Here is a 24,941-nt window from a genome sequence, read left to right on the forward strand (position 1 = left end):
CATCAAACCTTGATGCTGTAATCCGCGACCTTGATCCGCGAGCGGATGATCTTGCGTTCCGCGAGCCAGTCGGCTGCCCGTTGAAGCTGCGCGATGAAAGCGGCGTCGTCGGGTTCGTGGAATTGATTCACACGCTTCAGGCTCGCCAGATAGTCGCGCACCTGGTTCGGGTATTTGGCTTCTCCCTGTGCGAGCTGCTCGGCTTCGGTGGAATGCGTCGACTGCCAGGAGCCTTCGACGTAGTACGCGTCGATTACCGCGCGAATCAGTTCGGAGTTCTCTTCGGTGAATTTGCGACGCGTTACCAGCGAACTGTAGTCAATCAGGAAATCGAGGTCGCGTCCCTCGTTGAAGATGTCCTTGGCGTCGTTCGAATTACGCGCGATATCCACCGCCGGCGACCACATCGACCAGGCGTCGACCTTGCCTTGCGCGAACGCGGGCGCGGCATCGGGCGGATTCAGATAAACGAACTCGACCTTGTCGCGGTCAATGTGGTTCTTTTCCAGGGCTGCAATGAGCAGGAATTCGCCAAGCCCCGAACGGTTGATGGCAACTTTGCGGCCCGCCAGATCGGCGACCGAGTTGATGCCGCTCGATTTCTTCACGATGATGGCAGTCGAGCGTGGGGAATAGACGTCGAACGCATTGAAGACGATAGGTGAGCCGGCCAGCATGGCGGCCAATGCAGGCGTAGTCGATCCCCAGAAGCCGAAATCCGCACTGCCGCCGACCACTGCCTGAATTGACGGCGCATGGTTCGGGAACGGACCGATCCATTCGACCTTGATGCCTTTTGCGGCGAGCGTCTTTTCGAACACGCCACGTTGCTTGGCAATGTCCGGCAGGCTGCCGTACCCCCAGCCGATGCGAACCGTATCGGTGTTGCGTGTCAGCTTGCGCGGCTCGGCTGCCCGCGCTGGGAACAGGCTGCTGGCGGCGGCGCCGGCCAGCAGGCCACCCGCCGCGCGCAATAGTTGGCGGCGGCTCAGTGAAGAATCATTCATCCTTGTCAGGTCCTTGGAGTCGTGCAGGAAATCGATCAGTGAGACAGAACGCCCAGTTCTGCGAGCAGCGTGGACCGCAGTTCCTGTGGCGTGTGGTTCTTGGGTCGGAAAGAAGCAGCGATGCGCCCAGTGCGCATGACGAGAATCCTGTCGGCGAGCGTGAGCGCTTCGTCGACGTCATGCGTCACGAGCAGCACGCCCGGGTGGTGGCGGGCAACGAGCTCCTTGACGAGACCGTGCATCTTGATCCGCGTGAGCGCGTCGAGCGCCGCAAACGGTTCGTCCAGCAGCAGAAGGGCGGGATCGCGAACGAGGCCCCGCGCCAACGCGACGCGTTGCGCCTGACCGCCTGAGAGATTGCGGGGCCAGTCGTTCTCCCGGCTGGAAAGCCCGACTTCGGCCAGGGCACGAGCCGCGCCGGCTCGGCCGACAGTGGTTTCATGACCTAGAGCGACGTTCTCCCACAGCCTAGCCCAAGGCAGTAGACGAGGCTCCTGGAACACGACGGAAGGACGCTCGGGCGCGCGGATCTGCCCAGCGTCGGGCAGATCGAGGCCTGCCAGCGCGCGCAGCAGGGTGGTCTTCCCGCACCCGCTTTCACCCAGCAGCGCGACGAATTCGCCTTGGTGGATATCAAGATCCAGTGCATCGATGACGACACGCGTGCCATAGCAGCGCCGCAGGCCACGTACCGATACGCCCAGCGCGGACTGACTGACGCGATCTTCGTTGACGAGTGCCGATACTTCGGAACCACGGGGCAGTGCGATGCTTTGGCTCACTTTTGCTCTCCTTTGGCGTAATTCGCGTGCCATGAGAGGAAATGGGTTTCAAGCACCCGTACCAGCGCGTCCGCTACGACGCCGATGATCGCGTAGATGATCATGGTCAGCAAAATGACATTGGTTTGGAGGAATTCGCGGGCATCCATTGCGAGGAAGCCGATGCCCTTTGTGGTCGCGAGTGTTTCGGCGATGACCAGCGCGAGCCAGGCATGAGCGAGCGCATAACGTACGCCCGTGAGGATCGACGGCATCGCTCCGGGCAGAATGATCCGTCGCACGATCGCGGTCCAGTTCAGCCCGATAACCTTGGCGAGCTCCATCAGCTTCGGATCGATCTGGCGGATGCCAAGCATGGTGTTGATATAGATGGGGAACAGGACCGCGAGCGCGACAAGGAAAATTTTCGCAACCTCGCCCACACCGAACCAGACGATGACGAGCGGCAGCATCGCAAGGAAAGGGACCGCGCGCACCATCTGGATCGAACGGTCGAAAAGGGCCTGTGCCAGCGGTGAGAAGCCGACCATGATGCCAAGCGCGAGGCCGATGATTCCCCCAATGAGGAAGCCCGCCATTGCACGCAGAAGCGAGACGCCGAGGTGAACGAAAAGATCGCCGTTTCTGGTCAGATCCAATGCGGTTTCCGCGACACTGCTTGGAGCCGGGAGCACCTGAGGCGCAATCAGTCCAATACGCGCCGCAGCCTCCCAAAGCACCAGGACCAGAACTGGAACAATCCAGGAGAGCCAACTATAAAGCGCACCTCTCGAAACACCTGCACGCATTCGTTTCGAAGAGACATAGCTGTTGCGAGAAGAAGTTAAGTCAGCCATGTCGGTTCCATATCAGCCATGAAAAAAGAGTGCTCCGATATGGAGCCGGTACAAATCAACCCGCCATGCGGAGACGAGTCCTGACACACGATTGCTACTTCAGCGATACCCCGATGCGGGGGCAGACATTGGTCAACTTCGGCATGTCACGAAGGCGAGCCTGTTATTAAAGGCCGTTTGACATCGCAATGACAAACAGTTTTTTATGCTTTGCTTTGCAGTTTCAGCGCGTTGCTTCACGGCAGCGTCGCCCGAATGCAATCGGCGTGTATTGACAGCAATGGGGCGAACGACGGATCGCCCGTCCAGAATCGACGTCTTGCGGAGCAACGACCCGACCTTCGACTATAGGCAAACACAAGCGGGCTTAGAAATAAGCTTTTATTCGAACCAAAGCGCTTCTCTGGTGGACTTTTTTTGCCGCGACGGCGACTAATCGAATCGCCCGACAACGCATAAGCATGAGCTGAATCGTTGGTTGCCGATGCCGCATCGATGCTGCTTTCATGAATTACGCCATCGACCCCAAGGAGGACGTCATGAGTACAGTGCTCGACCGCCAGCAATCGCCATCCACCGTTCACCAGGAACTTCGCGTACGCCGCTACAAGCCGCTGATCGGCGCAGTGATCGAGAACGTCGACCTGTCGCAGCCGCTCAGCGATGAGAACCAACAAACGGTGAGGCAGGCACTGGTCGATCACGGCGTGATCTTTTTTCGCGAGCAGACGCTTACGCCAGAACAGCACGTCACGCTTGCGCGCATCTTCGGCACGCCCATTCGCAAGAATATCTATCTGCCGGCCGTCGCGGGGTTCCCGGAGATCGAAGTCATCGCCCACAGCGATAAAACCCAGTCCGGCGGCACCGACAACTGGCACGTGGATGTTTCATGGCAACCGCAGCCGCCGAAGGCCACCGTCCTCCACGCGCAGGAGATTCCTGAGGGGGGCGGCGGCGACACGATCTGGACCTCGTCGGCGGCAGTCTACGACTTGCTGGATCCCGATCTGGCCCGCTACTTCGAGAAGCTGAAAGCGGTGAACACGTTCTTTGCGTCGCCCAAGAAGAACGCGCTGTCCGATCTGCTGAGCGGTTACGACATTCCCGAAGGCACGAGCGAGCAGAGTGTGGAGGCCGGGTTGGCACGCGTGCGCGATGCCGCGCAAAAATATCCGCCCATTGAAGTGCCAGTCATCAAGACGCATCCGGAGAACGGCCGCAAGCTGGTGTTCGTCAATGAAGGGCATACCAGCCATCTGCTCGGCGTATCGAAAACGGCAAGCCAGAGTCTGCTGAACTATCTCTACGACCTCATCAAGACGCCGGAAGTACAAGCCCGCTTCGAATGGCGTGCCGGCGATGTCGCGATCTGGGATAACCGTCAGGTCCAACATTACGCGGCGCGAGACTACGGCTCGGCGCGCCGGCGTATTCATCGCATCACGCTGGAACACGACGGCGTGTTCTGAACCGCGCACGCACGCCTTCCTCGTCGGATCACGGAGATCGAAGCATGAAGCAAACCGCACGTGACTTACGGCATCGTGTTGCGCGCCTGTTTTATCTGTCGGCGCTCGCCGCGGGCGTCGCGGCTTCAGCAAGCCCGGCGTTGGCGCAAACCCCTGAGAAGCTCGAACTGCGCTATCAGGGGTGGGCCAGCAAGGTGTTGTATCCCGAACTCGCCGAAGACCTCGGCTACCTTGCGCCGATCAAACTCAAATGGGTGGGCAATACGATCAGCGGACCGCAGGATATCCAGGCGGCGGTTACCGGCGACGTCGACTTCGGCGGTGCGTTCAACGGTTCGATCGTCAAACTGGTGGCGGCGCATGCGCCGGTCAAGGCGGTGATTTCCTACGTTGGTACCGACAAGGAGACCAATGGTGGACTGTTCGTGCTTCAAGGCAGTCCGATCCACAGTGCGCGTGACCTGATCGGCCGCAAGGTCGGCGTGAACACGCCGGGCGCTTACGAGCAGTATCTGGTGACCGCGTATCTCGAGAAGGCAGGTCTGTCCAAAGAAGAGATCCAGAAGGTGGTGTTCGTCGCGGCGCCGCCGGTCAATCTCGCACAGTTGCTCAGGCAGAAGCAACTGGATGCGGTGTTCCTCGAAGACATCATCAAAGACAAGCTGCTCGCGGACGGCGGCGCGACGTTGCTCACCACCGACTATCAGCTGTTCGGCTCGTTCGGCTACGCGAGCTATCTGTTCACGGATCGCTTCATCGCGCAGAACCCGAATACGGTGCGCAAATTCGTCGACGGAACGGCCCGCGCGATCGAATGGGCGAAGAACACGCCGCGTGCGGAAGTGGTCGCCCGTCTGAAGAAGATCGTGGAGACGCGGCATCGCAATGAAGACACTTCGATCGTCAACTACTGGAAATCGGCCGGTGTGGGAGGCAAGGGCGGCCTGATCGACGCCAACGACTTCACGACGTACATCGACTGGTATGTGAAGAATGGTGTGTTGAAGCCCGAACAGGTGAGGCCCGAAAACATCTATTCGAACCAGTTCAATCCGTTCAACCAGTCAGTGGCGGCGCATTAGGCGGCCACTGCATGGAATCACGAGGCCCGCGAATATGGGTGCTGCAATCGGCGTGCGCAATGTCACGAAGGGGTTTCATCTCAAGCGACGCGGACACTTCAGCGTGCTGGAGGACGTGTCCTTCACTGTGCAGGCGGGCGAGTTCATTACGCTGGTCGGCCCGAGCGGCTGCGGCAAGACGACCTTGCTGGATCTGATCGCAGGCCTCGCGAAGCCGGATCGCGGGCAGATACTCGTCGACCGCCAGGCGATTGAAGGGCCGGGGCTCGATCGCGGCATCGTGTTCCAGCAATACGCGCTCTTTCCGTGGAAGACGGCGCTCGGCAACATCGAGTTCGGTCTGGAGGCGAAAGGCGTTGCTAAAGCGGAGCGCGCCGGGCGTGCCCGTTCTTTCCTTGAACTGGTCGGCCTCGGCGGGTTCGGCGACCGCTATCCGCATGAGCTATCCGGAGGCATGAAGCAGCGCGTCGCGATTGCTCGCGCGCTCTCTTTCGAGCCGGCCGTGCTGCTGATGGACGAGCCGTTCGCCGCGCTCGATGCGCAGACACGCGAGACCTTGCAGGACGAACTGCTGCGCATCTGGCAGCGCACCGGCACGACCGTCGTATTCATCACGCACTCAATCGACGAGGCGATCTATCTCGGTCAACGGGTTCTCGTGATGGCGGCCGCGCCCGGTCGCATCACCCATGCGCTCGATGTGCATCTGGCGCGCGGTGACCTCTCCGAGGACTTGCGCTCGACGCCGGAATTCGTTCGGCTCAGACACGAGATCTGGCAATTGACGCATCAGCGCCGGGCGACTTCGCGCCTCGCGGTTGCACACGCGGCTTGATACAGGAGGGAGTCTGAGTGATGAGTACCTTATCGACACGATTCTCGTCGGCGAATTCGCTTGCTTCTGGTGTCGTAACTGCATTGCCGCGCGTGCTGCGTGGCGGCGTCGCGATCGTCGCCTTCTGTGCGCTGTGGGAGATTCTGCCGCGCGCAGGATGGGTCGATGCGACGTTTTTGCCGCCGTTTTCGACCGTGCTCGGCGCGCTGTTCGAGATGGTGCGTTCAGGCGAGCTCTCCGATCATCTGTTTGCAAGCGCGACGCGGGCCGTGGGTGGCTTTGCGATTGCGGTGGCCGTCGGTGTGCCACTGGGACTTGTCATCGGCTGGTACCGGACGCTTGCCGAGGTTCTCAATCCGCTGCTCGAGTTGTTTCGCAATACCGCGCCGCTCGCGCTGCTTCCTGTCTTTGTGCTGGTGTTGGGCATGGGCGAGACCTCGAAGGTCTCGATGGTCGTGTACTCCTGCATCTGGCCTGTCGTACTCAATACCGTGAGCGGCGTGCGCAATGTCGATCCATTGCTGATCCGCTCCGCGCTCTCGATGGGGCTGACCCCGTTGCAGCTATTCCGCAAGGTCGTGCTGCCGGCGTCGGTGCCGACTGTCTTCACGGGCATTCGCGTCGCCGGTGCGTATTCCATCCTCGTGCTGATCGCGGCTGAGATGGTGGGCGCGAAGGCGGGCCTCGGCTACCTCGTCAACTATTCGCAGTTCACGTTCGAGATTCCGAAGATGTACGCCGGCATCGTCACGCTCGCGTTACTCGGTCTCGTGTTCAATCACGCCGTCATGTTGGCGGAACGGCGGCTGACGGCCTGGCAAGGCGAACGTTGAGCGTTCAGCTTCTTCAAGCAGTCGGCACATCATCTAAGGGAATCTCCTTCATGACGGACGGTGCGGGAAAACATGGCCGGCCTTCAGTGACGGCCGCGGACAATGCGTTGCGGCACGATACCGACGTCCTCGTGATCGGCGGCGGTCCGGCGGGCGCATGGGCGGCGATCAGCGCGGCCGCGCGCGGCGCGCGGGTGGTGCTGGCGGACAAAGGGTTTTGCGGCACCTCGGGCGCGACCGCGCCGGCCGGCACAGGCGTCTGGTACGTGCCGCCCGACGGCGACGCGCGCGGCAACGCGAAGGCAAGTCGCTTCAAGCTGGGCGGAGAACTCGCCGAACAGACCTGGATGGATCGCGTGCTCGAGCAGACCTGGATCAATGCGCAGCAACTGGCCGAGTGGGGCTATCCGTTCCCCGTCGATGAATCCGGCGAACAACGACGCACGTCGTTGCAGGGACCCGAGTACATGCGCCTGATGCGCAAGCGCGCCAAGGAAGCCGGCGTCCGCATACTCGATCACAGCCCGGCGCTGGAACTGCTGGTCGACGAGCACGGCGCGGTGGCCGGCGCGGCCGGCGTCGATCGCCAGGCCGGCGACGCGTGGATCGTGCGCTCGGGCGCGGTCGTGATCGCGACGGGCGGCTGCGCGTTTCTCAGCAATGCGCTCGGTTGCAACGTGCTCACCGGCGACGGCCAGTTGATGGCCGCCGAAGTAGGGGCGGCGCTATCGGGCATGGAGTTTTCGAATGCGTATGGGCTTGGACCGGCGTTTTCATCGGTAACGAAATCGCTGTTCTATAACTGGGCGACGTTCTACTACCGGGACGGTTCCGTGATTCCGGGCGCGGGGTCGTCGCACGGGCGTGGCGTGATAGCGCAAACGTTGCAGAGCGAGCCCGTGTTTGCCTGCCTCGATCGCGCCGACGAACAGATTCGCGCATGGATGCGCACGGCGCAGCCGAACTTTTTCCTGCCATTCGACCGGCTCGGCATCGACCCCTTCACGCAGCATTTCCCGGTCACGCTACGTCTGGAAGGAACGGTGCGTGGAACCGGCGGCCTCCATCTGATCGATAAGACGTGCGCGACTTCCGCCGAGGGGCTGTATGCCGCCGGCGACGCAGCCACGCGCGAGCTGATCTGCGGCGGCTTTACCGGCGGTGGCAGCCATAACGCGGCGTGGGCGATGGCGTCCGGTTTCTGGGCCGGCGCGGGCGCGGCGGACTACGCCCGTTCAGGTGGCCGCGCCGGCCGTCAGGGCCGGGTACTGCGAGCGGGCGGCGCAGGGCTGCGCGACGGCGGCGGCGCGGCGCCGTACGACAGCAACGAGGTGATTCGCAGCGTGCAGCACGAGGTGTTTCCGACGCAGCGCAACTGGACCCGCGAGGGCGATCTGCTCGACGACTCGCTCTCACGACTCGATGCGCTGTGGCATCGCGTGCGCGGCGCCGCGCCGGCGCGAAGCGCGCTGGAGGCCGTGCGCGCGCGCGAGGCGGCAGCGATGCTGGCCACCTCGCGCTGGATGTATCGCAGCGCGCAGCAGCGCACCGAGACGCGTGGAATGCATCGGCGCCGCGAGCACGCCGCGCTCGACCCATCGCAGGGGCAGCGTTTGTTGAGCGGCGGGCTGGATGAAGTCTGGATCGACAGACTGGCCGTGTCGCGGCCAGTAGCGAAAGTCGAAGGGGTGCCGGCATGATCGAAATCGTCGACAGCGGGCGCTGCACCGGTTGCAACATCTGTGTGCGCGCGTGCCCCACCAATGTGTTCGACATCGTGCAAAATGGCGCGCCGCGTATTGCCCGTCAGAGCGATTGCCAGACCTGCTTCATGTGCGAGCTGTATTGCCCTGAAGACGCGCTGTTCGTGGCGCCGCAGGTCGAGCCGATGCCGGCCGGCGAGGCCGTTGACACAGTGTTCGGGCAATATCGGCAGGCCATCGGCTGGGGCCGCGAACGGCAGTCGACCGCGAGCCAGGACGCGAGCTACGAGTTGCTGATTCGGGCGCATTGAAATTCGACGAGGCGGGCCTTCATGCTCGCCTCGCTGAATCCTCTCGTCAGAGCGCGAGTCGCCCTTCTGACGCAATGGCGGACAGCGGATTGCGCTGGCTCTGTACTTCGCGCGCCTGCAATGCCTCCGGCAGTGATGACTTGTCGCCCGCGCGGCCGATCGCGATGGCGGCATCGATCGAATAGGCGTCCGGGACCGCGAGCGCCTGGCGGATCTTTTTGCGTTCGATGCCGGCAAGCCCGTGCGCATGCCATCCGGAGAGACTGGCCTGGAGCGCCAGATAGCCCCACGCGGCGCCGGTATCGAACGAATGAGTGGGAGCGGGGACTTCAGTTGCGCCGCCGGGTGGCGTGAACGTGTTCTTCGACAGCACGATGATAATGGCCGCAGCGTGTCTCGCCCAGCTCTGATTGAATTCGTTAAGGAACCCGACGAATTGTTCCCAATGAGGCGTATCGCGTCGTGCATAGACGAACCGCCAGGGTTGGGAGTTATAGGAGGAGGGTGCCCAGCGGGCCGCTTCCAGAAGCGTCAGCAGGGTTGCCTCGGGAATGGGATCGGAACGGAAAGCGCGCGGCGACCAGCGGTCGAGGAATTGGCGGTCGATTACATGTTCGGCGGTGCGTGAATTCGATGTCGTCATGGGCTGGTCCTGTGGAGAAGAAATTCTATGGTCGGGCCTGATAGGCAGAGGTTGCCGAGGCGAGGTCAAACCACTTTATCCGAGCGCACTGCGCGACTGAACCGATTTATTCTCGCAACGTTATTCCCTCATCCATTCGACTACGATGGCGATCTGGTCGATCTGATTGCCGATATCGTGCATGTCGAAGCAGCACGACGGCTGTTGCTGATCGACAATCCGGTGGAGCTTTTTGGGTTTGAATAGCGCGGTGCGCGGCGCTTCACGTTCGAGCCGGCGACTGGATTGAATGCGGTTGAGCTAACCGTAGATATGGATCTTGAGCGTCACCTCGGGGTGGTACGAAGGACGGTATATGAGCGCAGGCTCGCTGCCCTCCGTCCCTAGCTGCCGAAAATCCAGCTCATCTACAAATACATCGACGACACGCACGCGATTCGTATCCGTTACGTAGTCGTCGAGTGCATCAGGAAGGAGAAAACTTCGCGGACGGCTGCCGCCGTGAACGAACCGCGTCATCTCTCTCCCTCCGAGATCGGATACGGAAATCATCGTGGTTCAGGACCAGGAAGGGACTGCCCGGAACCTCGCGCTCACAGTCGACCGGGAACCGCTCAACTGTCTCGCCGATTATCCGCCGTCGGCCGAAACTCGAGCCGAGTCACTGACGAACGTTGGACCGTACGGCATCTCCAGAGCCGGCGTAGCGTGCTGTTCCGCATAGGCGCGACGCATCGGCTTCAGCACGAATAGGGCGAGCAGTGCCGCCACTGCGGCCATTCCGGACGCGAGCATGAACACCGCGTGCCAGCTGCCCGTCATCGCCGTGACGACGCTGGTAAATGGCACCAGCAGCGCGGCCGTTCCCTTCGCCGTATACAACAGCCCCGCGTTAGTGGCGGCGAATTTCGGTCCGTACGTGTCGCCGCAAGTGGCGGGGAACAAGCTGTAGATTTCGCCCCATGCAAAGAACACGATGCCGGTGAGCAGGACAAACGCAACCGGGCTTTGACCGTACTTCGACAGCGCCAGAATACCGACCGCCTCGATGGCGAACGCGATGAACATCGTATTTTCCCGGCCGATGCGGTCCGAGATCCAGCCGAAGAACGGCCGGGTCAGACCATTCAACACGCGGTCGATAGTCAGCGCGAAGGTCAGTGCGGGCAAGGTCAATCCGAGCAGTGAAACCGGCGAATCGTGCAGACCGAAGTCTTTTGCGATCGGTCCGAGCTGCGCGGTCGCCATCAGGCCGCCCGCAGCCATCATCACGAACATCAGGTACATGACCCAGAACACCGGTGAACTAATCACTTCGCGTGGCGTCGCGTTGTAGACCACGCGTTGCACCGCGCTCTTCGCCGACGCGAGCAGAGTGGCCGGCGGCGCGAGCAGCGCGAGACCGAGTATAAAAACGATGATGCCCTGGCCAAGACCGAACCAGAGGAACGTGGCTTCATAGCCGCTGCTCTTGATCATGCTGGCAATCGGCACGACGGTGGCCGCCGAGCCTGCGCCGAAGCCGGCCGCGGTTATGCCCGCAGCGAGCCCGCGACGATTGGGAAACCACTTCAACGCGTTGCCCACACAGGTGCCGTACACTGCGCCCGCGCCGACGCCACCAATGGCGGCCGCGATATACAGCAGCTGCAACGACGACGCCACCGAGTTGAGCGCCCATGCCGCTGCGCAGAGCAGGCCGCCGACGACCACGACGGGACGCGGACCGTACTTGTCAACGAGATAACCTTCGATCGGCACGAGCCACGTTTCCGTCACCACGAAGATGGTGAATGCAACCTGGATCGCCGTGCGACCCCATTGGTATTTCTCATTGATTGGATTCACGAACAACGTCCAGCCGTACTGCATGTTCGCGATCATTGCCATGCAAATCACACCAAATACGAGTTGCACCCACGGCGACGCCCTCCACGACGACGCCCCTCCCTGTAGATCCGCGCTCATAACTGTCTCCTAGGTCTTGCTGCCTGATGTTTGCGGGGCCAAGGTGGCTTCTCCGCCCGCCACCGGCACGATAACCGGTGATCCACCCCATACAGTATGTGATATATCAAGTAAGTCAAGTGAAAGAATTATTGGGGTTATCACCACGTAATTCTTAATATGAAAGCTGCCTGTATGTAAGCGCCGACATTATTTCGCTGCGAAAAAAAGGCCCGCTGGCAATGCCGGCGGGCCGAGGACATGGAGCGAGACAAGGCTGTTCGCAACATGCTTTGCCTTTATATATGAAAGCTAAAAGTAATGTTAGTTTTTTATTTGAAAGAAATTTGGATGCTCCTCGACGTCGATGCGTCGAGAGAGTGAGCGAGGTTGGCGCGTGGAAACGGGCAACCGTGCAACAACCATTGGTCGCCGAAGCTAAGGTTTCTGCGGAGAACGGCGTAGTGGTTGCGGCGGTGCCGCAGCTGGATCTTCAGAAGCAGGGCGCCCGGTTGTCTCGCTGTCCGATTGGAAGTCATCATGTCGTTAGCCGCACTCGCACGGGTTCGTGTCTCATGCGCTTCACAGTCCTCACCGATATCTGCAATTCGCCCTTACGTCCTTCGCTTCATCGCTCATGACGGCACGCGCTCGGTCGTCGCATTTGCCAATCGCGATGAACGCGACGAGCGCGACGCCCAGATCCTGACGCTTGGCACAGCAGCAACGTTGGCCACCGTGCGGCGCGCAGTGTGAGTGGCTCCGCGACGTGGAATTACGGGCAACATGCAGTGATGTTGAACGACTACGAACGGCCGCTATCGAGGATGCTGAATAGCTGTTGGGTGGCAGCTCATACCTGCTCCAGTGGAACGGAAACTTACGTGACTTGCAGGGTGCGCGAACACATTCTTTGTGAGGTCGATGCCGACCGTAGCAAGGCGGTCCATGACTTCCCCTCCTGTTCAGATTGATGGCTGACACCTCAATCCTGGCACTCGATGCCATGCGACCTGAACGTTGCCTCAAGATGGGGAAGTCCCTCACATTGGAAAAATGTCGAATTGTGGTCGGAGATGCAGGAGTTGGCAGAACGTTTTCGAGTTGTGGCGATCGGCGAAGCGGCGACTTGAACGAAGCAACGGTTCCCGTTGCTCGTCATGCAACTGCCTGGTTCATCTGCTTGCTTCCTGCCAGGAGCCACCTGGTCAATCTTCGCAAATTTTGCGCAGTCGCTACCATCGGGAACTCATCATGGGCACCGCTTGGACCTCGCAATCGGAGACGGTCGAGCTTCAGAATGCGTTTGAGATGAGCGAAGATCATTTCCACGTTCTTTCGCTCACGGCAAGAGCGGTTGTATTCAGACGCCTTCGCAATACGCCTCGTTTCGTCACGCGCAGCTTCATGGATGCAGCGGGCGATCTTGCGGAATGGGTGTGTTCGGACAGCAGCGATCTTTCATCCAACAGCTCTCGCAGTCGAGCTGGCTTGCCCGATAGATGATCGTGTCAGCCATCGTGACTGGCGAGCGCGGATTTCTGAATTTACGACGATCACTGCGTAGTGCGTGCCCGGTGGGGCAGCGATATTCATCGGCCTGTTCATCCCACTGAAACTTGCTGCTAGACAATGTATTGTCCTTGCGCGTCGTTTTCTCCCAGACCCGAATATGCGGTGCAATCCCCTTCTCTTCGATCATCCACGCGAGCATCGCTGCTGAGCTACACGCGGTGTCGTCTGCAAGACGTCGAGGTTTGAGATCATGCTGCCGCTCTACCGGGTCAATTATCGTCATGGTTGATTCACTTTAGCCTACGCGATATCGAAGAACTGCCGTTCGAACGCGGTGTGGTCGTCAGCTTCGAAACGATTCGCCGCTGGTGTGATGAGTTTGGCGCGAGTTTTGCGCATCGCGTGAAATCAACAAGGCGCCGAACTCGATCTCCTGCTGCAACAACGTCGCGACAAGGCTGTACCGAAGCGCTTCTTCGAACGCGTACTCGCCTCGTGCCGCGAAGTACCGCGCAAGATCGTGACAGACCAGCTTCGCAGCTATCGCGCCGCGATTGGCGGAGGTCCCCGAGTTGATGCACGTTAATCATGTGTTTTTGAAAGCCTCCGCACGAATGAATAATCGCGCGAAAAATAGCCATCAGCCGACGCGCGCACGCGAGCGTCGCATGCATGGATTTCGAAAGCCTGAACGCACTCAGACTTTTCTCTCGAGCCAAGGCCCGATCCGCAGCATTCGCCATCAGGCGACATCTGCTACTTTACTTTTCGCAAACAGTTGGCCTTGCGATTTGCTACGTGGCATCGCTTTTCCGAACTCACCCAAGATCCGTCTACAGCCTTCTGAGCCAATGCGCGCCGTCGCGGTGACAAGGCTCACGTCACCTTGGTCCACCGAATGCGAAGCTCCCGAAAAATGTACTCAAATGTACTCTCGCGCGGCGCCTTCAACGCGATTTCCACAAATCCCGTACACTCGGACGCGGCCGCGGTAGCGCGTCGATCTGTGGTTCAGCAGTACATGCTGCGTTACGCTGGACGCCACCGCGTGGACCGCTCTCTCACGGAAACTTCAAGCATGGGAAACAGCCAATCTACCAGCATTACTCTTCAACAAAGCCGGGTCGTTGTGGCCGGGGGCACGTCAGGAATTGGCTTTGCCGTAGCCGAAGCTGCGGCGCGTTCCGGAGCCGAAGTCATCATCGCCTCGAGCAGGCCGGAGCGCGTCGCTGCCGCACTTGAGCGCCTACCTCGAGGCACGCGCGGCGAGTCACTCGACTTTACCGACGAGGGGCAAGTGCGCGCGTTTTTTGCACGCATCGGTGAGCTAGACCACCTCGTCTACACCGCCGGGGAGTCGTTGTTCCTGCAAACCCTTGCTGAACTCGACATCGAAGCCGCGCAGCGGGCCTTCGAGGTGCGCTATTGGGGGGCGCTCAAGGCCGTCAAATATGCAGCCCCGCTCATTCGCGCGAACGGCTCCATCACCCTTACGAGCGGAGTGGCCTCGTCGCGTCCACTGCCTACGTGGGCAATCCCGGCCAGTATCCTGGGGGCGATTGAATCACTCACACGGACACTAGCCGTCGAGCTTGCACCGCTCCGTGTGAATGCCGTGGCACCTGGCGTCTTGCGTACCGCGCTGTGGGACAACATGAGCAAAGCCGATCGCGAGAGTCTCTACGACCATATCTCCGGGAAGATGCCGGTACGGCGGGTTGGGGAGGCGAGCGACGTCGCGCAAACGTATCTTTACCTGATGCAGCAGGGCTTCAGCACAGGGCAAGTCATTGTTGTCGACGGCGGTCACGTGCTGGTTTAGCTGTCCTGGAGGGCAAAAACATGGGTTTCGATTTCAACGGTAAACGTGTCGTCGTCGCGGGGGGCTCGCGCGGTATCGGCCGCAGCATCGCGCTCGGGTTCGCGCAGGCAGGCGCCGCCGTGTCCGTCTGTGCACGCAACCTGGAAGGATTGAAAGCGGTGGAGGCCGAACTGGCCGTCTATGACCGTCCGGTCCATACCGCACCTTGCGATCTCGCTGACGGCGAGGCGATCACCGCTTACATTGCGATGGCCGGCAACGCGCTCGGCGGTATCGACATTTTGATTAACAACGCGTCCGGTTTCGGAGGTGGGGATACCGAAGCCGGCTGGGAGGCCGGCATCCAGGTCGACCTCATGGCAACGGTGCGAGCGGGTCATGCCGCGCTTCCATTCCTGCGGCAGTCGGCCAACGCCGCCATCGTCAATGTGACGTCCATCTCAGCGCTGCGTCCGTCGACACGCACCCAGTCTTACGCGGCGATCAAGGCAGCGGTCGTACACTACACGGCCTCCCATGCATTGACGCTCGCGCCGGACCGGATCCGTGTCAACTCGGTTGCGCCCGGCTCGATCGAGTTTCCCGGTGGATCGTGGGAACAGCGCAAGACTTCCGATCCCGAGCTATATGAGCGGATACTGCGTTCGGTTCCGTTCGGCCGGCTCGGGACGCCCGCAGAGGTCGCGAATGCGGTGCTGTTTCTCGCCAGCTCGCACGCGGGTTGGATCACCGGGCAGACCTTGGTGGTCGATGGCGGCCAGGTGTTGATGTAAGCACCAATACGCACACGGGGATAAGCACGGGTTCGCCGCGCAATGCAACATCCGTGCTGCGGTCAACACAAGCGATCGACATGACGGCATAGCCGGGCGGGTACTGCGAACTTGCGGGCTATCGCTTCCCGCCCGATGTGATTAGCTGTGCGGCGTGGTTGTACTACCGTTTCCCGCTCAGCCTGCGCATGGTCGAGCAACTGCTGGCCGCACGCGGCATTCAGCTTACATACGAGACGGTGCTGCGCTGGTCGGTGAAGTTCGGGCTGGACGGCGCCGGGCGCAGGTTTGCGCAAGTTTGTGGGCCACGGCCTTGAGCGCGACGATCCGGTTGGTCGCGCGCTACATGCGTTCATAGAAACGCCGTGCCGGCGCGCATTGCCTCAGTGCAAAGTTCGTCGCCTCGATGGACGCTCACGCGAGGCATGCATTGCCGTCGCGGGTGTTGCCTTCGCTTTTCTCCCCGCCGTTGCTTTGCCCTACGCTATCGACGCAACGACAGTACGAACTGAACTGCCCCACGCTGGCAAACCGTGCCACCGTTCCGGTCTCCAGCATGATCACCGTCGCAAATACTTCACCAATGCCTGGCACGTCTTTAGCAGTCGGTAGCCGATAGTCGGCGCGTCGCGCTTGATATTCCGCAGAACTTCATGTCGGCCTCCGCCAAGGCAACGGGTTTGCTTCATCTTGACTCTACCCCTGCGTCTCTCGGCGCGAAATTCTGGCCCGCTTCTCGTCTGCGATTCGCTGTATGCCAACTCCTTCATCCCCGTACAAGCATTTGTGCGCGCTGGGACAAGTCCGCGGAATTTCGTTCACATACTCTCGCGCTGGTGCGATGCAACAAGGCGTACATGGTGTGGGCCATTGGCATCTGCCGCTTCAGGGGGTTCAGGGATGTATACCAATCTTGTCGATCATGGGCATCGAGTGCGGCGCGCAGGCGGTTTTGCCCGCCATTGGCGCGAGCTGGTTCTTGGCGCCGTCAGTATGCTGGCGCTGCTGCTGTCGGGTCACGCACAGGCTGCCGCGCCGGCGCCTGCCGAATGCGTGGCGCTACAGGCGAAATACCCGCAATTCAAGGGCAAGACGCTGATCAACGCGATCAATCCGCACACGCCGGGCTATGAAGCGCTGGACCCGAATGACCCGAGTAAATATATCGGCTTCGACATCGACCTCGGCGACGCGATTGGCAACTGCCTCGGCTTCAAGATTGCGTACAAGCCGGTCTCGTTCGCCGCGCTGCTGCCGACGCTGCAAAGCGGCCAGGCGGACATCGTGATCTCCGACATGTATGCGACCGAAGAGCGCGCGAAGGCGGCGGACTTCATCACCTATTCGAAGGTGTTCGACGGCGTGCTCGTAGCGAAGGGCAATCCGAAGAAGATCAGCGGCATCAACCCGACGATGTGCGGCACGACTGCCGCCGAGAACACCGGCTACGTCGAAGTGCCGTTGATCCAGAATCTTGCGCCGGCCTGCAAGGCGGCGAACAAGCCGGAAGCCGCCGTGCAGCTGTATGACAACAACGCGAACGCGATCCAGGCGATTCTCGCGGGCCGCGCCGACACATATATCAACGACGTGAACACGGTGGACCAGGCAGTCAAGGCGTATCCGAACCAACTCGAAAAGGCCAGTGCGGTGACGCTGCCGTATTCGATCGGTATCGGCGTACCGAAAACCAACCCGGCAATGCGCGCAGCCGTGATGGCAGCGCTTGTCGCGATCCAGAAGGCCGGCATCCAGACCGACTTGCTAAAGAAGTGGTCGCTCGGCGTTGAAAACCTCGAAACCCCCAAGCTGGTTGCCTTGAACTGATGAATTTGTTTCTGCACTATCTCGGCCTGCCGTATCTGCTAAGCGGCATCGGTTTTACGATCGCGGTCACGGCCCTCGGGCTGGCGGGCGGTCTGATCGTGGGACTGGTGCTCGCGAGCATGCAACTGAGCAAGGTGGGGCCGCTCGCCGCGATCGCGCGAGGCTACACGGTGATTTTTCGCGGGACGCCGCTGATCCTGCAACTTGTGTTCGCGTACGACGCGTTGCCGCACATCGGCTTGAAGTTGAGCGCGATGGGCGCAGCGGGTCTCGCGCTCGCGGCGAACGAGGGGCCGTTCATCGCGGAGATCCTGCGCGCTGGCGTGCTCGGTGTCGACCGTGGGCAACTGCTCGCGGGGCAGGCGCTCGGCATGACGCCGACCGTGCTGCTGCGCCGCGTGATCGCGCCGCAGGCGATCCGCACGATGATACCGGCGTTCGGGAACGAATCGGTCAGCGCGTTGAAGAACTCGTCGCTGGCATCCGTGATCGCAGTCGACGAACTGACCTTGCGCAGCACCCAGCTCGCGTCGTCGACGTTCGATTTCTTTTCGATCTTCTTCGCGTCCGGGCTGATGTATCTCGTGCTGACCGGCGTGATCGCCGCGATCCAGTTGTTCGCCGAAACGTCACTCGATCTCGATCGCAGCCCGTCTGGACGCTTTGCACGGCTGCTGCCGTGGCGCCGTGCCCAAATTGCGGCGAACCCACCCGGCGCGGGCGCGACACTTCCCGCCGATGCGCTGCTCGAACCGGCGCCGTCGCCCGTGCCCATGCCCAACGCGCGTGACGTTCAGCGTGATGTTCACGCAGAGCGCGCGCAGCGCTACGCGACGCTCCAGAAGCAGAGCGCGACCGTGCAGGTGAAGGGGCTGAGCAAGCGTTACGGTGAGCAGACGGTGCTCGACGGCTTCGACCTCACCGTCCGCTACGGCGAGGTTATCGCGCTGCTCGGGCCGAGCGGATCGGGCAAAAGCACGCTGCTGCGCTGTATCAACCACCTGGAGCAGTGGGATGCGGGGGAAATCCGCATCGGCGGCAAGCGCCTCGGTTTTCGGGACGATGGTCAGCCGATGACGCAGGGCGATATCGCCAATGAGCGTGCGAGTGCTGGCGTCGGCATGGTGTTCCAGCATTTCAACCTGTTCAGCCATCTGACTGCGTGCGAGAACATCGCGGGGCCGCTGCGCTGGGTGCACGGCATGGCGCCCGCCGATGCCGAGCGCCGGGCGCGTGAACTGCTCGAACGCGTTGGCCTCAGTCATCGCGCCGACGCGTTGCCGCGCCATCTGTCCGGCGGCCAACAGCAGCGCGTCGCGATCGCCCGCGCGCTTGCGCCCAATCCTCGCGTGCTCCTGCTCGACGAACCGACGTCCGCGCTCGATCCCGAACTCGTCGGCGAAGTACTCGACGTGATCCAGCGCCTCGTGGACGAAGGCGGTCTGACGATGATCATCTCAACGCATCAGTTGCGCTTCGCCGATCAGGTCGCCGATCGCGTCGTGTTCATGAGCGGCGGCGCGGTGGTCGAACAGGGGCCTGCGCACGAAGTGCTCACACACCCGCGCGATCCGTTGACGGCGCGATTCCTGAACGTGATGGGCGCCGACAATCGGCTCGAAGTCGCGTCGTGACGGCACGCGCCGTTCAGCTTTGCCCGGCCCTTTGCGAGAATCGAACAACCATGAAGCACCATACTTTGCCTGTGTCGCCTGAAACGGTTCATTGGGGTTACTTCAGCAAGAAAGTCGCGCCCGCGTTGACGGTGCGCTCCGGCGACCGGATCACGATCGAGACGCTGACTCACCATGCGAACGACGATCACGAACGGATGGTAGCGGGCGACCCCGGCGCCGAAAGTATTTTTAACTGGACCCGCGAGCACAAGGCCATGCCGCGCCGTGGCGCGGGGCCAACCGATGGACCGTTTACGGTCGGTTCCGGCGAAGGTGTCGGCGTGCATCTGCTGACCGGGCCGGTCGCGATCGAAGGGGCCGAGCCCGGCGACGTGCTCGAAGTGCGGATACTCGACGTACGGCCGCGGCCGAGCTGCAATGCGTGTTATCGCGGCCGCTGTTTCGGTTCGAACGTCGCCGCATCCTGGGGCTTCCAATATCGCGATCTGATCGAGGAGCCGAAGCCGCGTGAAGTCGTGACGATCTTCGAGCTCGATTCCTCGGGCGAGCCGTTCGCACGTGCGGTCTACAACTACGTGTGGACGCCGCAGACGGATCCGGACGGCATCGTGCATACGACGATCGACTACCCCGGCGTGAAGGTCGATCATTCGCTGGTCAAGAAGCGGGAAAGCATCCTGTCGAACGTGAAGGTACCCGCCCGGCTGCATTTCGGCACCATGGGACTTGCGCCGACGGAGGTCGACTACGTCAGCTCCAATCCACCCAGCTACACCGGCGGCAATATCGACGACTGGCGTGTCGGCAAGGGGGCGCGGATGTACTACCCGGTCGCTGTCGAAGGCGCATTTTTTTCCGTCGGCGATCCGCATGCGGCACAGGGTGACAGCGAGCTCGGCGGTACCGCCATCGAGACCTCGCTGACCGGAGACTTCGAATTCGTGCTGCACAAGAGGAACGACCTGGGCGGCACTATCCTCGAAGGCCTCACGCACCCGATGCTGGAAACCGAAGACCAATGGTCGGTGTACGGCTTCACCTTCGCGAATTACCTGGCGGAGCTCGGTCCGGCCGGACAGATCGAGGTGGCACAGCACGCGAGCCTCGACAAGGCGATGCGTGATGCGTTCCGCAAGCTGCGCCGCTTCCTGATGACCGTACACAGGCTGAGCGAGGACGAGGCCATCGCGCTGATGTCGGTCGCCGCGGATTTCGGCGTCACGCAAGTCGTCGACGGCAACTGGGGCGTGCATGGCTCGATCCGCAAGAACGTCTTCATTGGCGGCGCGGGGGGCTAAGCGTTCTCGTCCGGGCCGCGGGCGTTGCACATGGGCTGGCGTGCCGGATGTGCCAGCGCGAGGTATGGGAGCGCTGCTGGTGCGGACTCATACGACGCTTTTCTTTGATCATGGAGTGACAGCAGATGGATTCATCAACGAAGTTCTGGATGGTGGAGGGCGCGCCTACCCCGGTCGGTCCCTTCTCGCATGCAACCGAACAAAACGGCTGGGTGTTTCTCACTGGCCAGATGCCGACATCACCGGAGGATGACAGCGCACCGCTTCCAGAAGGCGTGGCCGCACAGACGACCCAGGTAATGAACAATCTGGTCCTCGTGTTAAAGGGGATCGGGCTTGGCCTCGAACATGTCCTCTCGGTGCGGATCTTTCTGACCGAGTTCAAACGAGATTACGCGACGATGAACGCGGTCTATGCTGCCTGTTTCCCGCCCGGGAAATTGCCGGCGCGGACCTGTATAGGCGTGACTGGATTGGCGCGCGACGCGCTCGTCGAAATTGACTTTATTGCTCGCAGGCCGAATTCAGCTGCCGCTTGATACTTGAATCGCCCCGGGAATCCCGTAGACTTTTTTGTTCGAGTCACGCGGCTGTGCGCAACGCCTGAAGTTGCGAATAATATGCGACTCTGGTCAATATGCAGTAAGACCGAAGTGCACACCGTTCCGCGCTGCCTATACGAACCTGTCGAGGGCCTGTACTCGGCATGAAGTGGAGATCCTGACTTGACTGACAATATTGCTCTCGCACCCGCGTATGTCCTGTCGCGGGAAATCGCGGCACGGCGTCTGTCGCCTGTGGACTTGATGGATGCGCTGCTCGCGCGTATCGCAACGCACGACCCGAAGCTGCACGCATTCGTGGAGGTTTATGCGCCAGAGGCGAGACTCGCCGCTGAGGCAACGGATAAGGCGATTCGTTCGGGCCATGCGGTGGGACCTTGGCATGGTATCCCGGTGGCCATCAAAGACATCATCGACATCGAAGGACGGATCACGACAGGCGGCTCCGCGAGCCGGCTCGATCATCGCGCGACCGTAACGGCAACGGTCGTGCGTCGCCTGGTGAGCCAAGGGATGATTGTGCTTGGCAAAACGCACACGGTGGAATTCGCTTGTGGCGCGTGGGGGATGAACCAGCATCGAGGCACACCGTGGAATCCGTGGGACGCTGACGTGCCGCGCACGCCTGGAGGCTCGAGCAGCGGCTCCGCCGTCGCCGTCGCGGCCCGCCTCGCGCCTTGGGCGCTGGGTACCGATACCGGTTGCTCGATCCGCCAGCCCGCTGCGTGGTGCGGCATTACAGGGCTGAAAACGTCGATCGGTCGAATCAGCACGTATGGCATCCTGCCGCTCAGCCCCACTCTTGATACGCCCGGTCCGATGGCCCATACAGTTCGGGACGTGGCACTGCTTTTCGATCTCCTGCAGGGCCCCGACCCGCGCGATCATCGCACGAGCGGCCACCTGCCGGCCGATCCCATCTCGACGCTGGAGCATGGCGTCCGCGGTCTGCGGCTCGCGCGCCTTCCGTCCGAGGAAAGATTGGGTGTCGCGGCCGATGTGCTGGACGCTTACGACCGCTCACTTGCAGTGCTGAGCGGGCTCGGCGCGGAGATCGTCGATATCGCTCTGCCGTTTAGCCTCGTTGAATTCATTTCAATGACCAACGTCACGATGGCGGAGGCGTATTTCACTCACGGGCATCTCGTCGAGGATCCGCGCCTGCCGCTCGACGAAGTGGTCCGCTCTCGCATCCTTGGTGCATCCCGCATCTCGGCTCAGGATTATCTGGCAACGCTGCACCGCCGGGACCAGATGAAGCAGGGGATGAAAACCGCGTTGGCAGGGGTGGACGCGTTCTTGACACCGACAACGGAGACGGTGGCCATACCGCTCAGCGAGGTGAATCAAAACGACCAACCAACCCGCCTCACGCGCTTCGTCAACCTTCTCGATATGTGCGCGCTGTCGCTGCCAAACGGCTTTACCGCCGAGCGCTTGCCGAGCTCGCTGCAAATCGTTTGCCGTGGATATGATGAATCGCTGGCGCTGCGTATCGGTCAGGCTTATCAGCAGGTGACTGATTGGCATGAGCGCATACCGCCCGCGATCGGGCAATGAGCAGCGTGACCTACATGACCCGTTAATCACGGGCGCGAACAGACGGAGCGCCACTTCCGAAAAGTCGGACGACCACGCCCGCGCGCCCGAATCCGATCGGGTTGGGATCTGAGGTTTAACGGGCCCTATGGCCGGAGAGCCTTTATCGCATCACGTGTTTCAACCAGCAACGCTTCCGCGAGTCGCGTCAGAGGGCGGTCTTTCGAGGAAATCGCCCACGCGTCGATCGTGTTCTTCGGCCGAAACGGCAGCGCGACAATCGGCTGCTGACCGGTATGTGCGACGGCCGACAGTGCGTCGACCACCGCGACACCGGCGCCGGCGCCTACCAGCCTGCACGCGGTCTCCGAATAGCGTGTCTCGACAGCCACGCGGTACGGCACGCCGGCGTCGCGGAATGCCGCAGCAATTTGCGTGCTGACGCGCGCCAGACTCGACAGACCGATCAGCGGATACGGCTCGAGATCGGCCGGCACGACGCGTTTGCGCCGCGCAAGCGGATGTCCATGGGGCACGACGCAAACCATCTCGATCGACGCGATCTTCACCATCTTCAGCGACTGGTCAAGCTCGGGTTCGAGCGCCATCGCCAGGCCGAAATCGGCCGCCAGCGCTTCAACGCTTTCGATCACCTTGAATGAATCGACGACGTCGCAGAACACCTTTACGTCGGGTTTGCCGATCATGAAACGCTGAATTGCCTGCGGAAGTATCGAGTGCCCGAGCTGCGGCGTGGCGCTCACACGCACATGTCCGAGGCGGTTCTCCTTGATGTCCTCGACGGTCTGGTCGAGAGCCTCGGAATACATGAACATGGCTTCTGATGCGCTGAACAGCAGCTTAGCCTCCTCGCGCGGGACCAGCCGGTTTCCCACGCGATTGAAGAGCGGGAATCCAAGTTCCGATTCAAGTTGGCCGAGCGCAGTGCTGACAGCCGGCTGCGAGATCCCGAGCACACGGCTAGCACCGACCGTGGTCTGCGACGTCATGACGGTCCTGAAGATACCCAGCAGTCTCGTGTTCACAATAACCTTTTCTTATACGGTGTGAATAATTTTCAATAGTTGATTATTGTAAGGCCGCTTTTGATAATGCCAGTTATCGCATCCCGAAGACCGGATGCGCGCCGTAACGGCCCAACCCCCTCAGACCGAGACACCCCAATGAATAAAGTCGCAAGCGTCAACTTTTCCGGTGTCGAACAAACGGTCATGCCAAAGGTGGCATGGAGAATTCTGCCTTTCCTGATGCTGCTTTATTTCGTCGCGTTCGTCGACCGGGTCAATATTGCCTTCGCGTCGCTGCAAATGAACGCGGACGTCGGGCTGTCGAGCGTGGCATACGGAATCGGGGCGAGTGCGTTTTTCGTCAGCTATTTTCTGTTCGAGGTGCCAAGCAACTTCATACTCTCGAAGGTCGGGCCAAGAAGATGGATCGCACGCATCCTGGTGACCTGGGGGCTGGTCTCCGGCGCCATGATGTTCGTGTCGGGCGAGAAGAGTTTCTATGTACTGCGCTTCCTGCTTGGCATGGCAGAAGCAGGCTTCTTCCCGGGCATTGTGGTTTACTTGAGCCGATGGTTCACCGCGAGTTACCGGGGACGGGTCACAGGCATTTTCATCGTTGCAATCCCACTGTCGGGCCTGATCGGCGGTCCGATTTCCGGGCTGATCCTCGACGGCATGAACGGCGTATCTGGCCTGCGCGGCTGGCAATGGATGTTTCTACTGGAAGCCATCCCCGCGGTTGTACTCGGCATCGGTTGTCTATGGTGGCTGGCCGATCACCCCGCGGACGTGACGTGGCTGAGCCCTGACGACAAGGACAGGTTGGAACGCATGCTCGAGAGCGAGCGTCGCGCACTCGACTCAGAGGCACGCTATCCGTTGTCAGCAGCGTTCGCGAACCGCGCTGTCTTGCTGCTGGCCGGCACGCTGTTTTGCATCGTATTTGGTACGACCGGCATCGCGTTCTTTTTGCCGCAGATCATCAAGAGTTTTGGCTATAGCAATACGACGGTTGGTTTTCTGAGCGCCGTACCGTATCTTGCTGGCGTGATTGCAATGGTGTCATGGGCGCGCCATTCCGATACCCATCGCGAACGCGTCGCGCATCTGGCCACGGCGACGCTGTTCGGTGCGCTCGGTTTCATTGCTCTCGCGTTCCTGTTGCCCGTGCACTGGGCCGCCATGATCGCTCTCTGCTTCGCGGCGATGGGCGTCTATGCTTCCAACGCGCTGCTATGGACACTGCCTTCCGAATTGATGACCGGCACAGCGGCAGCCGTGGCAATTGGCGTCATTAATTCATTGGCTAACCTGTCTGGTGTGATCGCACCCAGTCTGCTGGGATGGAGTCGTCAGGTCAGCGGTGGATTCGCTCTGCCGGCGTGGATTTTTGCGGGCTTTTTGGTCTTGGGAACCGTGCTAACGGTACTCTTTAGTCGCACACCGATGTTCACAACATCGCGACGTGCTTTAGGGAAGGCAGTTTGA

The 24,941-nt window shown here is 61.2% G+C and carries 23 protein-coding genes and 4 pseudogenes; 18 read left to right on the forward strand and 9 right to left on the reverse strand.

What is annotated here, in order from left to right:
• Positions 1 to 2: 2 nt before the first annotated feature.
• From P0D96_RS31835 to P0D96_RS31845, 3 genes are read right to left on the reverse strand one after another with little or no spacing between them, the layout of a single operon-like run.
• On the reverse strand, positions 3 to 1,007 hold the full coding sequence (locus P0D96_RS31835; RefSeq protein ID WP_408317434.1) for an NrtA/SsuA/CpmA family ABC transporter substrate-binding protein: 1,005 nt from the start codon (positions 1,005 to 1,007) through the stop codon (positions 3 to 5).
• A gap of 35 nt (positions 1,008 to 1,042) precedes the next feature.
• Positions 1,043 to 1,789: an ABC transporter ATP-binding protein gene (locus P0D96_RS31840; protein WP_408317436.1), complete on the reverse strand. Its 747-nt coding sequence runs from the start codon at positions 1,787 to 1,789 to the stop codon at positions 1,043 to 1,045.
• On the reverse strand, positions 1,786 to 2,625 hold the full coding sequence (locus P0D96_RS31845; protein ID WP_408317438.1) for an ABC transporter permease subunit: 840 nt from the start codon (positions 2,623 to 2,625) through the stop codon (positions 1,786 to 1,788). Before P0D96_RS31845 ends, P0D96_RS31840 begins: the two co-directional genes overlap by 4 nt.
• Before the next feature lie 539 nt (positions 2,626 to 3,164).
• Here P0D96_RS31845 and P0D96_RS31850 point away from each other — a divergent pair.
• The 6 genes from P0D96_RS31850 to P0D96_RS31875 are packed head-to-tail and all read left to right on the forward strand — an operon-like array spanning position 3,165 to position 8,861.
• The gene (locus P0D96_RS31850) at positions 3,165 to 4,097 is read left to right on the forward strand and encodes a TauD/TfdA dioxygenase family protein (RefSeq protein ID WP_408179693.1); all 933 of its coding nucleotides are present in this window, start codon (positions 3,165 to 3,167) and stop codon (positions 4,095 to 4,097) included.
• A 44-nt stretch (positions 4,098 to 4,141) separates the two neighbouring features.
• Positions 4,142 to 5,179: an ABC transporter substrate-binding protein gene (locus P0D96_RS31855; RefSeq protein ID WP_408317440.1), complete on the forward strand. Its 1,038-nt coding sequence runs from the start codon at positions 4,142 to 4,144 to the stop codon at positions 5,177 to 5,179.
• A 34-nt stretch (positions 5,180 to 5,213) separates the two neighbouring features.
• The gene (locus P0D96_RS31860; RefSeq protein ID WP_408317442.1) at positions 5,214 to 6,014 is read left to right on the forward strand and encodes an ABC transporter ATP-binding protein; all 801 of its coding nucleotides are present in this window, start codon (positions 5,214 to 5,216) and stop codon (positions 6,012 to 6,014) included.
• Positions 6,015 to 6,034: 20 nt separating this feature from the next.
• A complete protein-coding gene (locus P0D96_RS31865; RefSeq protein WP_408317444.1) occupies positions 6,035 to 6,847 on the forward strand; it encodes an ABC transporter permease in 813 nt (270 codons plus the stop codon).
• Positions 6,848 to 6,897: 50 nt separating this feature from the next.
• Positions 6,898 to 8,547, forward strand: a complete 1,650-nt coding sequence (locus P0D96_RS31870; RefSeq protein WP_408317446.1) for an FAD-dependent oxidoreductase — start codon at positions 6,898 to 6,900, stop codon at positions 8,545 to 8,547.
• Complete coding sequence (locus P0D96_RS31875; protein ID WP_408317448.1) at positions 8,544 to 8,861, forward strand: 4Fe-4S binding protein; 318 nt, start codon at positions 8,544 to 8,546, stop codon at positions 8,859 to 8,861. Before P0D96_RS31870 ends, P0D96_RS31875 begins: the two co-directional genes overlap by 4 nt.
• 46 nt (positions 8,862 to 8,907) lie before the next feature.
• Here the strand turns inward: P0D96_RS31875 and P0D96_RS31880 are convergent, their stop codons facing one another.
• The gene (locus P0D96_RS31880) at positions 8,908 to 9,504 is read right to left on the reverse strand and encodes a nitroreductase family protein (protein ID WP_408317450.1); all 597 of its coding nucleotides are present in this window, start codon (positions 9,502 to 9,504) and stop codon (positions 8,908 to 8,910) included.
• 27 nt (positions 9,505 to 9,531) lie between these two features.
• On the opposite strand from P0D96_RS31880, the gene P0D96_RS31885 reads away from it, so the two are divergent.
• Positions 9,532 to 9,750 carry a hypothetical protein gene (locus P0D96_RS31885; RefSeq protein WP_408317451.1) on the forward strand — a complete coding sequence of 73 codons (219 nt, stop codon included), beginning with the start codon at positions 9,532 to 9,534 and terminating at the stop codon, positions 9,748 to 9,750.
• A 57-nt stretch (positions 9,751 to 9,807) separates the two neighbouring features.
• On the opposite strand, the pseudogene P0D96_RS31890 reads toward P0D96_RS31885, so the two are convergent.
• A pseudogene (locus P0D96_RS31890) lies at positions 9,808 to 10,023 on the reverse strand (IS5/IS1182 family transposase); the annotation flags it as partial.
• 111 nt (positions 10,024 to 10,134) lie between these two features.
• Positions 10,135 to 11,472, reverse strand: a complete 1,338-nt coding sequence (gene oxlT, locus P0D96_RS31895) for an oxalate/formate MFS antiporter (RefSeq protein ID WP_408317453.1) — start codon at positions 11,470 to 11,472, stop codon at positions 10,135 to 10,137.
• Positions 11,473 to 11,991: 519 nt separating this feature from the next.
• Between oxlT and P0D96_RS31900 the strand changes: the two genes are divergently transcribed.
• Positions 11,992 to 12,207, forward strand: coding sequence for a hypothetical protein (locus P0D96_RS31900; RefSeq protein ID WP_408317455.1), 216 nt, complete (start codon positions 11,992 to 11,994; stop codon positions 12,205 to 12,207).
• 402 nt (positions 12,208 to 12,609) lie between these two features.
• Here the strand turns inward: P0D96_RS31900 and P0D96_RS31905 are convergent.
• A pseudogene (locus tag P0D96_RS31905) lies at positions 12,610 to 13,258 on the reverse strand (transposase); the annotation flags it as partial.
• On the opposite strand from P0D96_RS31905, the pseudogene P0D96_RS31910 reads away from it, so the two are divergent.
• The 4 genes and pseudogenes from P0D96_RS31910 to P0D96_RS31925 all read left to right on the forward strand — a co-directional run.
• Positions 13,252 to 13,813: pseudogene (locus P0D96_RS31910) on the forward strand (DDE-type integrase/transposase/recombinase). The pseudogenes P0D96_RS31905 and P0D96_RS31910 overlap by 7 nt on opposite strands.
• 231 nt (positions 13,814 to 14,044) lie before the next feature.
• Complete coding sequence (locus P0D96_RS31915; protein WP_408317457.1) at positions 14,045 to 14,788, forward strand: SDR family oxidoreductase; 744 nt, start codon at positions 14,045 to 14,047, stop codon at positions 14,786 to 14,788.
• A 20-nt stretch (positions 14,789 to 14,808) separates the two neighbouring features.
• A complete protein-coding gene (locus P0D96_RS31920) occupies positions 14,809 to 15,561 on the forward strand; it encodes an SDR family NAD(P)-dependent oxidoreductase (RefSeq protein WP_408317458.1) in 753 nt (250 codons plus the stop codon).
• A gap of 137 nt (positions 15,562 to 15,698) precedes the next feature.
• Positions 15,699 to 15,827 (forward strand): annotated as a pseudogene (locus P0D96_RS31925) (IS6 family transposase); the annotation flags it as partial.
• Positions 15,828 to 15,975: 148 nt separating this feature from the next.
• On the opposite strand, the gene P0D96_RS31930 reads toward P0D96_RS31925, so the two are convergent.
• Positions 15,976 to 16,155, reverse strand: a complete 180-nt coding sequence (locus P0D96_RS31930; protein WP_459252576.1) for a transposase — start codon at positions 16,153 to 16,155, stop codon at positions 15,976 to 15,978.
• A 306-nt stretch (positions 16,156 to 16,461) separates the two neighbouring features.
• Here P0D96_RS31930 and P0D96_RS31935 point away from each other — a divergent pair, with 306 nt between their 5' ends.
• From P0D96_RS31935 to P0D96_RS31955, 5 genes are all read left to right on the forward strand, one after another.
• Positions 16,462 to 17,388 carry an ABC transporter substrate-binding protein gene (locus P0D96_RS31935; RefSeq protein WP_408317460.1) on the forward strand — a complete coding sequence of 309 codons (927 nt, stop codon included), beginning with the start codon at positions 16,462 to 16,464 and terminating at the stop codon, positions 17,386 to 17,388.
• Positions 17,388 to 19,022: an amino acid ABC transporter permease/ATP-binding protein gene (locus tag P0D96_RS31940; RefSeq protein WP_408317462.1), complete on the forward strand. Its 1,635-nt coding sequence runs from the start codon at positions 17,388 to 17,390 to the stop codon at positions 19,020 to 19,022. The genes P0D96_RS31935 and P0D96_RS31940 overlap by 1 nt, the downstream gene beginning before the upstream one ends.
• Before the next feature lie 50 nt (positions 19,023 to 19,072).
• Complete coding sequence (locus P0D96_RS31945; protein WP_408317464.1) at positions 19,073 to 20,323, forward strand: acetamidase/formamidase family protein; 1,251 nt, start codon at positions 19,073 to 19,075, stop codon at positions 20,321 to 20,323.
• Between the two features lie 125 nt (positions 20,324 to 20,448).
• A complete protein-coding gene (locus P0D96_RS31950) occupies positions 20,449 to 20,862 on the forward strand; it encodes a RidA family protein (protein WP_408317466.1) in 414 nt (137 codons plus the stop codon).
• A gap of 267 nt (positions 20,863 to 21,129) precedes the next feature.
• The gene (locus P0D96_RS31955; protein WP_408317468.1) at positions 21,130 to 22,446 is read left to right on the forward strand and encodes an amidase; all 1,317 of its coding nucleotides are present in this window, start codon (positions 21,130 to 21,132) and stop codon (positions 22,444 to 22,446) included.
• Positions 22,447 to 22,571: 125 nt separating this feature from the next.
• Here P0D96_RS31955 and P0D96_RS31960 read toward each other — a convergent pair whose 3' ends face one another.
• A complete protein-coding gene (locus tag P0D96_RS31960) occupies positions 22,572 to 23,471 on the reverse strand; it encodes a LysR family transcriptional regulator (protein ID WP_408179589.1) in 900 nt (299 codons plus the stop codon).
• Between the two features lie 138 nt (positions 23,472 to 23,609).
• Between P0D96_RS31960 and P0D96_RS31965 the strand changes: the two genes are divergently transcribed.
• Entirely contained in the window at positions 23,610 to 24,941 is a 1,332-nt protein-coding gene (locus P0D96_RS31965) for an MFS transporter (RefSeq protein ID WP_408317470.1), read from the forward strand.

This window comes from Paraburkholderia sp. RL17-347-BIC-D (genome assembly GCF_046027915.1).
Classification (GTDB): Bacteria; Pseudomonadota; Gammaproteobacteria; order Burkholderiales; family Burkholderiaceae; genus Paraburkholderia.